Origin of the sequence: Streptomyces sp. NPDC002032 (assembly GCF_042890765.1) — a bacterium.
Taxonomy (GTDB): domain Bacteria; phylum Actinomycetota; class Actinomycetes; order Streptomycetales; family Streptomycetaceae; genus Streptomyces.
This window is the reverse complement of sequence record NZ_JBIASM010000008.1, coordinates 76,165-90,217: the sequence shown is the minus strand read 5'-3', so window position 1 is coordinate 90,217 and position 14,053 is coordinate 76,165. Positions and strand designations below refer to the sequence as shown.

Here is a 14,053-nt window from a genome sequence, read left to right as displayed (position 1 = left end):
GATCCGGGAGGGATCAGCCGAACTGGAGCGAGCGCTTCGAGAGGCCCATCCAGAACCCGTCCACCGGAGTGCGCTGGGCGGGGAGATCCGCTCCGGCGGCGCCGAGGGTGACGAAGAGCGGGGCGAAGTGCTCGGTGCGGGGGTGGGCGAGGCGGCCCGCCGGGGACTTGGCCTCGAAATCGAGCAGGGCGTCGACGTCGGACGCGGCCAGGGCCTCGCGGCCCCAGGCGTCGAACTCCGCGGACCAGCCGGGGACGCCGGGTCCGGTGTGCCGCAGGGCGGCGAGGTTGTGGGTGAAGAAGCCGCTGCCGACGATCAGGACGCCCTCGTCGCGCAGCGGGGCGAGCCTGCGGCCGATGTCCATCAGGCGGGCCGGGTCGAGGGTCGGCATGGATATCTGGAGCACCGGGATGCCGGCGTCCGGGTACATCTCCACCAGCGGTACGTACGCGCCGTGGTCCAGGCCGCGGTCCGGCACGTCCTGGACGGGCATGCCGGGGGCTTTCAGCAGCTTGCGGACCGAGGCCGCGAGCTCGGGGGCGCCGGGGGCGGCGTAGCGGACGGCGTAGTAGTGCTCGGGGAAGCCCCAGAAGTCGTAGACGAGCGGGACGCTCTCCACGGCGCCGATGGCGAGCGGGGCCTCCTCCCAGTGGGCGGAGACCATCAGGATCGCGCGCGGCCGGGGGAGGTCCGCGGACCAGGCGGCGAGTTCGGCCGGCCAGAACGGGTCGTCGGCGAGCGGCGGGGCGCCGTGGCTGAGGTACAGCGCCGGCATGCGGGCGGGGTCGGGGGTCATGGGGGCGCTCCTCGGTCATCGGTGCGGGACCGCTCCACAAAGACTAACCCCGCTTCGTTCAAATTTGAACGAAGCGGGGTGGTCAGTCATTCCCGTCAGTCATTCCCGTCAGTCAGTCCCGACAGTCAGTCCCGTCGGTCAGTCCCCCGCCGGGGCCCCCGTCAGTGGGCGATCACCGGGACCTTGAACTCGGCGTCCTCGGCGCCGGCGCCCGCGCCCGAGGCCACCGGGCCGCCGGAGCCGGGACGGCCGGTGGTGATGAGGGTGAACGCGATGGTCGCGCTGACCACCAGGATCCCGACGGCCCACCAGATCGCGGCGGAGTAGCCCTCGACCATGGCCTGCGCCTGGATCAGCTGCCCGGCCGGGCCGCCCGCCGCGGCCTGGGCCGCGTGGTCGGTCAGGTACGCGGTGGTCGCCGAGGCGGCGATGGTGTTGAGCAGGGCGGTGCCGATCGCGCCGCCCACCTGCTGCGAGGTGTTGACCATGGCCGAGGCCACGCCGGCGTCCGCCGGGTTCACCCCGTACGTGGCCAGGGACATCGCCGGCATGAAGGCGGTGCCCATGCCGAGGCCCAGCAGCAGCTGCGCCGGCAGGATCAGCGCCGGGTAGGAGGAGCCGACCTCCAGCTGGGTCAGCAGCAGCATGCCCGTGGCGGCGAGCAGGAAGCCCGGGCCCATCAGCAGCCGCGGCGGGACGCGGGTCATCAGGCGGGCGCCGATCTGGGTGGAGCCCGTGATCATGCCCGCGATCATCGGCAGGAAGGCGAATCCGGTCTTGACGGGCGAGAAGCCCTTCACGACCTGGAGGTAGTAGGTCAGGAAGAGGAACAGGCCGAACATCGAGATGACGGCGAGGCCGAGCGAGAGGTAGACACCGCCGCGGTTGCGCTCCAGCAGCACGCGCAGCGGCAGCAGCGGGGACTTCACCTTGGACTCGACGGCCACGAAGGCCAGCAGCAGCGCCGCGGCGGCGACGAACAGGCTGACGGTGACCGCGTCCGACCAGCCGGCGGACTCGGCGCGGGTGAAGCCGTAGACGAGCGAGACCAGACCCAGGGTCGAGAGGATCACGCCCGGGATGTCGAGGCGGGCGGCGTTGCGGGCACCGGCGGGCTCGCGGATGACCAGCCAGGCACCCACGGCCGCGACGATCGCGAACGGGATGTTGACGAAGAAGGTCCAGCGCCAGTTGAGGTACTCGGTCAGGAAGCCGCCGAGGATCAGGCCGACGGCGCCGCCGCCGCCCGCGATCGCACCGTAGATGCCGAAGGCCTTGGCGCGCTCCTTGGCGTCGGTGAAGCTGACCGCCAACAGGGAGAGCGCGGCCGGGGCGAGCAGTGCGCCGAAGGCGCCCTGGAGGGCGCGGGCGCCCAGCATCATCGCCTCGCCGTTCGCGGCGCCGCCCAGCGCGGAGGCCAGGGCGAAGCCGGCCAGGCCGACGATGAAGGCGTTCTTACGGCCCCACTTGTCGGCGATGCGCCCGCCGAAGAGCAGGAGTCCGCCGAAGGCCAGCGCGTACGCGGTGATGACCCACTGGCGGTTGCCGTCCGAGATGCCGAGGTCGGTCTGGGCGGAGGGGAGGGCGATGTTCACGATGGTCGCGTCGAGCACGACCATCAGCTGCGCCAGGGCTATGAAGACCAGGGCCTTCCAGCGACTGGGATCGGCGGCAGCCGGTGCGGGAACCGCGGCTGTTTTGGACATGGGGGTACCCACTTCACTGTGCGGAATGACTGAAAAGGAATGAAATGTTCGGTTGTAGAAGCTAGGGGGTGCGCGGTGCCCGCGTCACATGGTTTTACGCCGCAGGTCCTGCAACGTGGCTGCCGTGCCGGGCAGTTCGGAGCGGGCCGGAGCCCGCAGCCCGTCGAGGAAGAGCTGGAGGTGGCGGTGGACGAAGCGGTCCGCGCCCAGGCAGTCCGTCCCCGGCAGGGGGCGGCTGAGCTGGGACAGCGCGACCATCAGGTCCCCGACGCCGATGTCGGTGCGCAGCAGCCCGGCGCGCTGGCCGGTGGTGACCAGCGTCTCCACGGCCTCCTCCAACGCGCTCCGGGCGGCCAGCAGTTCGGGGTGCTCGCGGTCGAAGTCGCCGGAGAGCATGGGGCACAGGGCGCCGATCCGCTCGTCGGCCGCCGCGTGCGTGAAGCGGCAGAGCGCGGCGAAGGCGTCCGCCTCCCCGGCGAGGGAGTCCTCGGCCTGGGCGGTGACCCGGTCCATCACGTAGAGCACGACGTGGTGGACGAGGGCGGCCCGGTCGGGGAAGTGGCGGTAGAGGGTGGCGTTGCCGACGCCGGCCCGGCGGGCGATCTCGTCGAGCGGAGCCTCCGCGCCCGACTCGACCAGCATCTCCCGGGCCGCGACCAGGATCCGCTCCCGGTTGCGCACGGCGTCGGCGCGCGGCTTGGGGACCCGGGTGGGGGCCGCGGCACAGGCGGGGACCGCGATATCCACGGACGCCGCGGGGGCGGCCGCCGGGGCGCTGGCGGGGCTCTTCATCCGGGGCCTCCCTGGGGCTGGGACTCGTACGGCTCACCCGGCGCCCACCAAACGGGGAGCCGGTCCCCGCTTTGCGGGACTCACGTACAAACGGGGATTGCGTCCCCGGTTATTTCACTCTTGAGTGTGACCCGCATCACATAGGAATATGGGCTGTTCTGTCCCGTTTGGACGTCTTCGGCGCGCGGGCGCGCCGTGGCCGTCGGAGGGTGAGCGCACAGAGCGCAGTCCGGACCCGGCCGGCTGCCGCGGACCCCGAAGGCGATCTCCATGCCGCAGACCCGCCACCGGATACGCAGACCCTGCCGCACCGGCGCGTACATCGGCCTGACCGCACTGGCCCTGGGCGTCACCGCCACCGCCAGCACCGGCATATCCGGACGCGGCCACTCCGCCGCCGGACCGGTCGCGACCAGCGCGGAATCCGTACTGGCACCGTGCCGGATCGCCGGGACGATGGGCGTCCAGATGTCCGAGGGACTGCCGACGCCGCCCGGGTACTCCCGGTCGACCGGCGAGGTGCGCGCGCTCAACCTGATGATCGACTTCCCGGACGCCAAAGGGGAGGGCTCGGCCCTGGACCGGCTGGCGGAGTTCTTCCCCCAGACCTCCGACTGGTTCCGCACCAGCTCCTACGGGCGGCTCACGTACCGCGCCGAGGCCCCGATACGGAACTGGCTGCGGATGCCGATGCCCTTCGCGGCGTACGGGATCGGGCGCGGCTCCGCCTACGAGCCGGGCTACCGCCAGCTCGTCGAGCACATCGCGAAGGCCGCCGACTCCGAGGTGGACTTCAGCCGGTACGACCTGATCAACATCCTGGTCACGCCGAACGCCGGGCCGTCCGCGCTGGACACCGTCCTGTCGGTGACCTTCTCCGGCAACGGCGAGGCGCCGATGGCCGACGGCGTGCCGCTCGCGAACACGTCCTTCGTCTACAGCCGGCAGGACGACGGCTCCGGTTCCTACCGGGAGACCGGCTACCGGGTGCTCCCGCACGAGAACGGGCACGTCTTCGGACTCCCCGACCTCTACACCTCCGACGGGGGCGGCACGGTCGGCCACTGGGACATCATGAGCGAGGACTGGGGGGCCAACAACGACCTCCTCGGCTGGCACAAGTGGAAGCTGGGCTGGCTCGACGGCTCGCAGATCAGCTGCGCGGCGAAGTCCGGCGTCAGCGACCACGTGCTGACCCCGCTGGCGGTGGAGGGCGGCACGAAGCTGGCCTTCATCCCCCTGACGGAGAGCGCCGGGTACGCGGTCGAGGTCCGCACCCGGGCCGGGAACGACGAGGCCGTCTGCAAACCCGGAGTACTGATCTACAAGGTGGACTCGGACGTGGACACCGGGCGCGGGCCGGTGACGGTCGCGGACAGCCTCGGCGGGAGCGGCGGCTGCACCCGGCGGCCGAACGTGCACGCGGAACTGTCCGACGCGCCGTACCGGCCGGGCGAGACCTTCACGGACGAGAAGGCCGGGATCAGCGTCTCGGTGGTGGGCGAGCTGCGCAACGGCAGTTACCAGGTGCGGGTCACGCGGCCTTGAGGGGTGGGGGCGGGGGCGGCCGGGGCCGGGGCCGGTGGGGCCTCGCCGGGGCCGGTCGGGGCCCGCCGGGGCCGGTCGGGGCCGGTCGGCCTGGGAAGTCCGGACCTCCGGCCCCCGTGGGCGGCGCCGCGGGCGGGGAGGCTGGACGGCGTACCCGTACGCCCGCCACCCCGAGGAGACCGCCGTGAAGGGCCGCCGGGCGGCTGCGGGGCGCGCGGGTCATCGCCGTGGAGCCCGAGCCAAGCGTCAGTTGCCGGCGCTGCGGTTCGGGGCGGACGTGGTGGTGGACCCGGCCTGCGAGGACGCGGCCGAGCGGGTGCGGGAGCTGACCGGCGGGGCGGGCGCCGACCGCGCGATCCTGGCCACCGCCGCACCGGGTGCGGCCGCCGCGGCCCGGGCGGGCACCCTGCCGGGGGACCGCGTCACCCGGGCCCGCTGCCGGGCGGGCGGGAGCGGCGGACTCGGGCGGATGCCGGGGCTGATCGGGGACGGGCTGCCGGATCCGACCGTGATGACCACGCACGCGTTCTCCTTCACCCGGGTGGAGGAGGCCTTTCGGCGGCTTTCGGCGCGGGAGCCGGGCATGGTCAAACCACTGATCCATTTCCCGGGATCCGCTGCCCGTGATCCGTTTCCTCTGAGGAGCCCCGTCGTGACCGCGAACCCCACCACCCCCGAAGAGCGCCTGGCCGCGGCCGGGCTGCCGCTGCCGCCGGCCCCCGCTCCCGTCGCCGTGTACGTACCGGCGGTCGTGAGCGGGCACTACGTGTACACCTCCGGCCAGCTGCCCATGGTGGACGGCGCCCTGACCGTGACCGGGAAGGTCGGCGCCGAGGTCGACGCCGAGCGGGCCAAGGAGCTGGCCCAGCGGTGCGCGCTGAACGCGCTGGCGGCCGTCGCGTCGGTGGCCGGGGACCTGTCCGCCGTGAAACGGGTGGTGAAGGTGGTCGGCTTCGTGGCGAGCGCCGCCGGCTTCACCGGGCAGCCGGGCGTGCTCAACGGGGCGAGCGAGCTGCTCGGTACGGCCTTCGGCGACGCGGGCATCCACGCGCGGAGCGCGGTCGGGGTGGCGGTGCTGCCGCTGGACGCGCCGGTGGAGGTCGAGATCACCGTGGAGCTGCACACCCCGATGGGGGTGTGACGGGGCGCTCGGGGGCTGGGGGCGGGGGGCTGGCGGCAGAACTCAGAACTCCGGCGCGCCCCCGAGCGTCCTCGGCTGCATGACCCCGCGCCCGCGCCCGCGTCCCCTCGCCCGCCTCCGTCCCGTCCGGCCCCTCCGTCCCCTGGCCGGCCGGTGCCCGCGCGGCGCCGTCACCGCCGCCCTCGCGCTGGTCGCCGCCTCCGTGATGCTGCTGCACCGGTGGATCCCCGGCGGGGCCTGGGCGGGGCACGCCCGCAGCCTCGTACAGACCTTCCTGCCCTGGACCGGCCTCGCGGTGCCGGTGCTGCTGGCGGTCGCGCTGCTACGGCGGTCCCGGCTCGCCTCGGCCGCCGTCGTGCTGCCCGCGCTCGTGTGGGGCCTGCTGTACGGGGCCGCCCTGGCCGGGGGCGGGGGGCCCGGCGGCCCGGCCGACCTGACCGTCGTCACCCACAACGTGGACGATGCCAACCCCGACCCGGCGGGGACCGCCCGCGCGGTCGCCGCGTCGGGCGCGCAGCTGATCGCGCTGGAGGAGCTGACGCAGCCCGCGACGGGCGCGTACGAGCGGACGCTGGGCGCGAGCCACCCGTACCACGCGGTGCGGGGCACGGTCGGGCTCTGGAGCACCTTCCCGCTGCGCGAGGTGCACGCGGAACCCGTCGTGCCGTGGCGGCTGGTGCTGCGCGCCACGGCCGACACCCCGCACGGGCCGGTCACCGTCTACGTCGCCCACCTGCCCTCCGTCCGGCTGGGCGCGGCCGGCTTCACCACGGGCCGGCGGGACACGGCCGCCCACGCCCTCGCCGCCGTCCTGCGGGCGGGGCCGGGCGGACCGGCCCTGCTGCTCGGGGACTTCAACGGCACCACGGACGACACCGCGCTGGCCGGGGTGACGGATCGTTTCACCTCGGCCCGGACGGCGCCGGGCGCGGGCTTCGGCTTCAGCTGGCCGGCGGCGTTCCCGGTGGCCCGGATCGACCAGATCCTGGTCCGGGACCTGACCCCGGTCTCGGCCCGCACGCTCCCGCGCACCGGGAGCGACCACCTGCCGATCGCCGCGTCGCTGCGGTTCTGACGGCGCCGGCCCGCCTCAGGGACCAGTCGAGGGCGCGTACGGGGCGAAGTACGACGGCGGCCAGGAGGAGTCGTACGAGGGCTGCGGCGCCGGCGTGGACCCGGTCGGGGCGAAGGGCCCCAGCCGGTTGGTCATGAGGATCATCACGGTGGCGGCGAGGAGCAGGCTGACGATGATCAGCGTGAGCCCGACGGGGTTGCGCGGGTTGTAGTAATAACGGTTCGCGCCCCACTTGCTGCGCTTGAAGACCGGCTCGTCGTCGCGCACTCCCCCGCCCTCCCCGTCGGTGCGGCCACCGCCGCCCCGGGTGCCGTCCGTGTGTCCCCCCACCACGGCACCCGGACGGCGGCGAACCCCCCTGCGCCTGCGATCCTCCCCCGCCCGCCCCCACCCCCGCACTGCCGACCCCCGGCAGACTTCCCCACCCTTCGATGCCGGTCGGCCCCCCGGCCGGGCCCGCGAGCCGGAGCCCGGGGTGGGCGAGGAGGGCCAGGCAGACGAGTTCGCCCTGGTCGCGGGCGGCGATTAGACCGGAGGGGACGTCATCGTCCGGCTCCGTGCGCACTCGGCGACGAGGCGGACGAGGTAGTGGTTGATCTCCCTTACGCCGACGGCGAGTTCCTCGCGGCCGGGGCGTGAGCATGGCGGCGACCCATCCGGAGAACCACTGCGCAGGTCCAGCGGTGAGGCGAACTCCGCGACCAAGCCGGTCGATTCGCCGCTCCAGCCGTCCGACGAGGCCCTCGACCGCCTCCCGCACGAAGCCGCGCAGCCCTTCGCCGTGCCGGGCGCACCCCCGGGCCACCAGGCGCCGGAGCCTCAGCTGGCCTCCGAGGTCGAGGTTGAGCAGGTTGGCGTCCCGCGCGAGCGGCAGCGAGAACCCCACGAAGCCGGTCCCGGAGTGCCGCGCCTCGGCCAACACCCGTCACACATCAGCCTCATGGACCCCAACCACACGGGCGCCCCGTCGGTGCACGGACCCCGCCGCCCGCAAACGGGGTACGGATCGACCCGGACTTCTCCCCGACCGGCCGGTGCCGGACATCCGCCCGGGCGGTAAGTCTCACGGTTCCCCACGGGCTCACTGCGCCGGCCGGCCCGAACCGGACCACCGGCTCACCGGCCCCACGCTGCGCCCGGCCTACCCAGCCCCTTCCGGCGCACCTCCGGCAGGCCGATAACCCCGCCGCGGAGCTCCGCCCCGATCCGCTACCCTGTCCCTGGGCTGCCCCTGTGGCGGCCCAGGACCTTGCCGAGGCCGGCTGGACTCTCACGCAGAGCATTCAGGCCGTCCCCCGCGAGGCCCGCCTTCGTAGCTCAGGGGATAGAGCACCGCTCTCCTAAAGCGGGTGTCGCAGGTTCGAATCCTGCCGGGGGCACAAGGCAAAACGGCCCGGACCGATCATGGTCCGGGCCGTTTTGCTGCACCGGCTGACGGCAACGGGGTCACATACTCGGGCGCTGGCCGAAGGAGCGGTAGGTGACCCTGATCTGCGGGCGCACGGCCGGTCCGGGCGGGACACCGGCTGAAGCCGACCCACCAACGAAGGAACGGTCGGGGCCGGAGGTGTTCGGCGTGAGACCCTCCCGGGGGCCGGGAGGGTCTTCCGGGGAGCGGGGGTCAGCTGAGGCCGCGGCTGCGTTCGCCGATGCGGTCGCCCTGCGGAGTGCCGGACCGCTTCAGGGCGGCCTTGGTGTGGGCGCCGCCCTTCACCTTGCTCCGGACCGGACCCGCGAAGCCGTGACCCGTCGTGTGCGGCGGCTGGAGCGGCTCCGTGGCCTTCGCGATCGCCGCCTGGACGTCGTGCTTGTGCTCTTTGCTCATCCCGTCGTCAACTCCCTCGGGAAGCACCCAATCGGACTACTCGGATCGTATGCAGATATACCGGGCGGTGCACCCGGGCGGTCGGCAAAGATTTCGGGATCAAGGACGCGGCGGAGCGGGCCGTTCCCGGTTGCCCTGGGTGGCGCGGACCAGTTCCTCCGGGCAGGGCGTGCCCCGCGGGAGCTGGTATTTCGCCGCCACCCGGTACTCCCCCGGCGTCGGGGCCAGCAGCTCCGTCCAGACGTCCCCGGCGGCGTCGGGGGCCGCCTTGAAGAGGCACCCGGAGGTGTTGGCGTACTCCTTGGGGGTCGCAGGACCGGACGTGCCGCGCGCCTTCGAGGCGGGGGTCTCCTGCGGGGGCTCCACGGCCTTGCCCGCCGCGTCGACCAGGCCCAGCCACGGCGAGTGCGGGATCCGCACCAGCACCCGGCCCGGCGCCCTGACGTCGATGACCAGCTGGTCGGCGCCCGCGCGGAGCACCGTCGCCGGGCCGGCCACCAGGTTGGTGGGGTCGACCACCCGGAACAGCCGCCAGTTCGCGTCGCCCCACACCTCGCTGAGGTACGGGAGCCCCGCGCCCACCAGCTTCGCCTCGGCCTCGCCGCCCGAGTCGGGTGTGCCGGCGGGCAGCACCACGTAGTGCACGGCCCAGCGCTCCAGCCAGGCCCGGTAGCCGTCGGCGGTGAGGGTGCCGTCGTAGAAGAGCGGGTTGCGCTCCAGGTCGGCCTGGCGGTTCCAGCCGCGCGCGAGGTTCACGTACGCCGGGAAGGCGGAGGACTCGCGGTGGCTGCTGGCGGGGACCACCTCGACGCGGCCCCGGTCGGCGCCCGCCTTCTGGAGCTGGTCGACCAGCGGGGCCAGCTCCCGGTTCCAGGCGGCCACCGGGGTGGTGCGGACGATGTCCGTGACGCTGTTGGTGGTGATCCAGACGGTCAGCCCCGCGAAGGCCAGCAGCAGGGCGTACCAGTGCCGCGAGCGCGGGACGGCGTACGGGAGGGCGGCGAGCAGCACGGCCCCGCCGAACAGCATGACGAGGCGGGTGACGTTCGAGCCCACCTGGGAGTCGATCACCCAGGTCAGGAAGACCCCGAAGGCGTAGACGGCCGAGGCGATCCGCACCGTCTTCCACCCCTTGGGCACCAGGAAGACGATGGCCAGGCCGAACACGAACGGCAGCCAGGCCGAGCCCAGCTTCATCGGCTGCGTCCCCGAGAAGGGGAACAGCCAGGCCGAGAGCCCCACGACGGCCACCGGAGCCAGCCCGAGGGCGTACGCGCCCGGCCGGCGGCCGCTCAGGAACAGGGCGGCCGCGACCACCCCGAGGAAGAGCCCCGCCACCGGACTGGCGAGGGTCGCCAGACCGGCGAGCGGCGCGGCGACGGCGGCCTTGGCCCAGCGCCGCCGGGCCCATTTGCGGGGCCAGCAGAACACGGCGGCGACGGCCCCGAGCGCGAAGAGCACGCCGAGCCCGAAGGTGACGCGGCCCGACAGCGCGTTGCAGAGCAGCCCGTACACCCCGGCCAGGGCGGGCCACAGGGGCCGCCGGACGGCGCCGCGGCAGCGGGTGAGGATCAGGGCGAGGAGGCCGGCCGAGGCGGTCCCGGCGATCATCATCGTGGTCCGCACGCCGATCATGTGCATGACGTACGGGGACACGACGCTGTACGAGACCGGGTGCATCCCCCCGTACCAGGCGAGGTTGTACGCCGTGTCGGGGTGGCGGCCGACGAACTCCGCCCACGCGTCCTGCGCGGCCAGGTCTCCGCCGCTGTTGGCGAAGCTGAAGAACCACACCACGTGCAGGACGGCCGCCACGGCCATGGCGACGGCCACGGGGTGCCGGTGCGCCAGGGCGAGCGCCCGCGCGGCCGCACCGGCCGCACCGTCCGTCCCCGGGGGCGCCTCGGCCGGGCCCTGCCCCTGCTCATCCCGCTCAGCGGTGGTCACAACCGACGCTCTCTCCCGACCCGACCCGACCCGATAGGACACCGACACGACGCGCTGCGGTGGGGCGCGACGCGGTGCGCCGCGACGCCGGACCGCGGCGGCCGGCACGCGCGTCCCCGCCCCGCACCCTAGACGCGCCGCGGCGCCCCGGGGTTGCCGGGGCGCCGCGGAGCACCTGCGGTCGGATCAGCCGATACGGGTCAGCTTGCTGCCCGCACCCGGCGCGGCGAGCTCCCGCTGGAGCGCCACGGGCACCTTCACCTGGCTGGCCCCCTCGCCCACGGTCAGCACCCCGACCCGGGTTCCGGCCTTGGCCGTCTCCGGGATCTTGGTGCCGCCGTCGCCGAGCTTGAGGGCGACGGTCAGCGAGGACCAGCCGACCGCCTGGACGTCGGCGGTGGCGACGACCGGGGTCCGGCCGCCGAGGCCGTCGTCCACGTACCCGACGACATCGCCCTTCTTCACGACCGTCGCGCCCTCGATGGACTTCTGGGTGGCCACCAGCAGCGTCTTGCTCGCCCCGATGACGGTGTCGATGATCGGCGGCTTGTGCTGGCCGAGGACCGCGCCGACGATCAGCTGGTTGGTGTCGCCGACCTTCTTCTGGGCGGCGAAGAGAAGGTTTCCACCCGCCTTGGTCGTCGTACCGGTCTTGATGCCGAGCGAGTCGTTGTACGGGACCAGGCGGTTCCAGTTCGGCCAGGTCTTGCCCGACGGGTCGACCCAGCTGGGCATGCGGGTGATGTCCACCAGCGCCGGGATCTCGACGATCTTCAGGCCGAGCTTCACCTGGTCCTCGGCGGTGCTGACCGTGGTCGCGTCCAGGCCCGAGGGGTCGGTGTAGGTGGTGTTCGTCATGCCGAGTTCCTTGGCGGTGTCGTTCATCTTCTTGACGAACGCCTCCTGGGAACCGGCGTCCCAGCGCGCGAGCAGCCGCGCGATGTTGTTGGCCGACGGGATCATGAGGGCGGCGACCGCGTCGTACGCGGAGATCTTGTCGCCCTCCTTGACCGTGTTGAGGGTGGACTCGTTGTCCGACTTGTCCTTCTGCCCCTCGGTCTCCGCGGTCTTGTCGACGTCGATCATCGCGCCCTTCTCACCCTTCTTGAAGGGGTGGTCGCGCAGGATGATGTACGCCGTCATCGACTTGGTGACGCTCGCGATCGGCACGGGCTTCTGCTCGCCGAACGAGCCGATGGTGCCGAGACCGGCGGCGGCCATGGAGGCCTGGCCCTCGGTGGGCCATGGCAGCTCGGGGGCCCCGCCGGGGAAGGCGTACGTGGACTTCGCGGTCATCTTCAGCTTCGGCGCGGGCAGCGGGCGCACCAGTTGCACGACGGCGAGCACGATCGCCAGGAGCAGCACGATCGGCGCGTAGATCTTGAACCGCCGGACCGCGGTGCGCAGGGGGCTGGGCGGCGGGGGCGGGTTGTTGGTGAGGTCCGCCAGCATGTCGAGCGGCGGCCTGGGGGGCAGCGGCTGCTGCGTGGTGCGCTCGCTGGAATCCAGCCGGGCGGCTGCGGGCGGGGGCGGCGGGGTCGCCGCCGCGGGCTTCGGCGTCGGCGTCGGCGTCGGCTTCGGGGTCGGCTTGGGCGCCGGCTGGGGGGTGGCGGGCTTCGGCGGGGCCGCCGGGCCGTCGCCGCGCAGCGGTACGAAGGTGCTGGACCGCGCGTCGGCCTTCCCGGCCCCGGCCGGCTTCTCGTCCGCGGCGGGGGCGGAGCCGGGCTTCACCGCACGGAAGACGGCGGTGCGCTCGCTGTCGGCGGCCTCGGGCTTCCCGTCCTTCGCAGCCTCGGCGGGCTTGCCCGAACGCGGTTCCTGCGCGGGCTTCTTGTCCACGGCGGGAGCGGAACCCGGCTTCACCGCACGGAAAACAGCCGTGCGCTCGCTGTCGGCGGCCTCGGACGCGCCGGCCTTCCCGTCCTTCGCAGCCTCGGCGGGCTTGCCCGAACGCGGGTCCTGCGCGGACTTCTTGTCCACGGCAGGAGCGGAACCCGGCTTCACCGCACGGAAAACAGCCGTGCGCTCGCTGTCGGCGGCCTCGGGCTTCCCGTCCTTCGCAGCCTCGGCGGGCTTCTTGTCCGCGGCCGGAGCCGTGTCCGGCTTCACCGCGCGGAAGACGGCGGTGCGCTCGCTGTCAACGGCCCCCGGCTTCTCGGCATCCTTCGAAGCGGAATCCGGAACGACGACCCCGAACGCGGTGGTACGGGCGTCGGCGGCCGGCTTCTCCGCGGCCTTCGGGGCGGCCGCGTCCGGCTTCGGGGCGCGGAAGACCGCGGTGCGCTCGCTGTCGCCCGTACGCGGGTCCCGCGCGGGCTCCTTGGCCTCGTCAGCGTCCCCGTCAGTCGCCGAAGCGGAATCCGGTACGACGACCCCGAACGCGGTCGTGCGGACGTCGGCGGCCGGCTTCTCCCCGGCCTTGGGGGCCTCCGGACCGGGCTCGGGCTTGGCGGCGGACTTCTCCTCGTCCGCAGGCTTCCCGTCCGCACGCTTCTCGTCCGCGGCCGGAGCCGGAGCCGTGTCCGGCTTCAGGGCGCGGAAGACGGCCGTGCGCTCGCTGTCAACGGCCCCCGGCTTCTCGGCGTCCTTCGAAGCGGAATCCGGAACGACGACTCCGAACGCGGTCGTACGGGCGTCGGCGGCCGGCTTCTCCCCGGCCTTCTCCCCGGCCTTCGACGCGGCCGGCGCGTCCGCATCGGGCTGCGCGGGCGCCCCGGGCTTCGCCCGCTGCTCCGGCTCCGCCGGCTGCTCCCGCTCCGGCTCCGAAGCGGAATCCTCGGCGGGCTTCCGCCCGGCCGTGGTCCGGCCGTCCTCGGGAGAGGCCTGGCGGACCACACCGGAGGACGACGGCTCCGGGACGGCGCCGCCGCCGGTCCTGTCGCCGGTCCCGCCGTCCGTCCCACCCTCGGCGTCCGCCGCGTCCGACGCGTCCGCGCCCTCGGACCGTGCCGACGGACCGGAGGACCCGGTGGTCGCGACCCACGCGGCCACCGCCTCCTTCAGCGGATCGCGCCGCGCCGGCGGCTGGAACACCGAGAGCCTCGGATCCCGATCCGCGGAGGACTCCGCCGCCCCCGACGCTCCTTCATCTACCGACTTGTCGGGGGACTCGCCCGCCACCGTTCCTCCTCGATCGCCGTCCGGTCACTGTCCGAACCGTCTAACAGTGTCCCGTCTAGGGGGCATCGCCCCCGTGCTAGACGAGAACGACATAGCTGCAGGT

Annotated in this window: 10 protein-coding genes and 1 tRNA gene; 4 read left to right on the top strand and 7 right to left on the bottom strand. The window is 73.7% G+C overall.

Annotated features, from left to right (window positions below):
* Nucleotides 1–13 precede the first annotated feature (13 nt).
* The 3 genes from ACFYYT_RS20070 to ACFYYT_RS20060 form a co-directional block, all read right to left on the bottom strand.
* Nucleotides 14–796: a class III extradiol ring-cleavage dioxygenase gene (locus ACFYYT_RS20070; RefSeq protein ID WP_351817933.1), complete on the bottom strand. Its 783-nt coding sequence runs from the start codon at nucleotides 794–796 to the stop codon at nucleotides 14–16.
* A 161-nt stretch (nucleotides 797–957) separates the two neighbouring features.
* Complete coding sequence (locus tag ACFYYT_RS20065; protein WP_351817936.1) at nucleotides 958–2,502, bottom strand: MFS transporter; 1,545 nt, start codon at nucleotides 2,500–2,502, stop codon at nucleotides 958–960.
* Nucleotides 2,503–2,586: 84 nt separating this feature from the next.
* A complete protein-coding gene (locus ACFYYT_RS20060; RefSeq protein WP_351817938.1) occupies nucleotides 2,587–3,294 on the bottom strand; it encodes a TetR/AcrR family transcriptional regulator in 708 nt (235 codons plus the stop codon).
* Between the two features lie 270 nt (nucleotides 3,295–3,564).
* On the opposite strand from ACFYYT_RS20060, the gene ACFYYT_RS20055 reads away from it, so the two are divergent.
* The 3 genes from ACFYYT_RS20055 (at nucleotide 3,565) to ACFYYT_RS20045 (ending at nucleotide 7,058) form a co-directional block, all read left to right on the top strand.
* On the top strand, nucleotides 3,565–4,842 hold the full coding sequence (locus ACFYYT_RS20055; RefSeq protein ID WP_351817940.1) for a M6 family metalloprotease domain-containing protein: 1,278 nt from the start codon (nucleotides 3,565–3,567) through the stop codon (nucleotides 4,840–4,842).
* Between the two features lie 652 nt (nucleotides 4,843–5,494).
* Entirely contained in the window at nucleotides 5,495–5,983 is a 489-nt protein-coding gene (locus ACFYYT_RS20050) for a RidA family protein (protein WP_351818169.1), read from the top strand.
* Between the two features lie 205 nt (nucleotides 5,984–6,188).
* Complete coding sequence (locus ACFYYT_RS20045) at nucleotides 6,189–7,058, top strand: endonuclease/exonuclease/phosphatase family protein (RefSeq protein ID WP_388608854.1); 870 nt, start codon at nucleotides 6,189–6,191, stop codon at nucleotides 7,056–7,058.
* A gap of 15 nt (nucleotides 7,059–7,073) precedes the next feature.
* On the opposite strand, the gene ACFYYT_RS20040 is transcribed toward ACFYYT_RS20045, so the two are convergent.
* Nucleotides 7,074–7,325, bottom strand: a complete 252-nt coding sequence (locus tag ACFYYT_RS20040; protein ID WP_351817944.1) for a hypothetical protein — start codon at nucleotides 7,323–7,325, stop codon at nucleotides 7,074–7,076.
* A 1,039-nt stretch (nucleotides 7,326–8,364) separates the two neighbouring features.
* Between ACFYYT_RS20040 and ACFYYT_RS20035 the strand changes: the two genes are divergently transcribed.
* Nucleotides 8,365–8,437 (top strand) — tRNA-Arg (locus ACFYYT_RS20035).
* Between the two features lie 242 nt (nucleotides 8,438–8,679).
* On the opposite strand, the gene ACFYYT_RS20030 is transcribed toward ACFYYT_RS20035, so the two are convergent.
* The 3 genes from ACFYYT_RS20030 to ACFYYT_RS20020 form a co-directional block, all read right to left on the bottom strand.
* Nucleotides 8,680–8,883 carry a hypothetical protein gene (locus ACFYYT_RS20030; RefSeq protein ID WP_351817947.1) on the bottom strand — a complete coding sequence of 68 codons (204 nt, stop codon included), beginning with the start codon at nucleotides 8,881–8,883 and terminating at the stop codon, nucleotides 8,680–8,682.
* 99 nt (nucleotides 8,884–8,982) lie between these two features.
* A complete protein-coding gene (locus ACFYYT_RS20025) occupies nucleotides 8,983–10,830 on the bottom strand; it encodes an MFS transporter (protein ID WP_388608690.1) in 1,848 nt (615 codons plus the stop codon).
* A 186-nt stretch (nucleotides 10,831–11,016) separates the two neighbouring features.
* Nucleotides 11,017–13,950, bottom strand: coding sequence for a hypothetical protein (locus ACFYYT_RS20020; RefSeq protein ID WP_351817950.1), 2,934 nt, complete (start codon nucleotides 13,948–13,950; stop codon nucleotides 11,017–11,019).
* Between the last annotated feature and the right edge of the window lie 103 nt (nucleotides 13,951–14,053).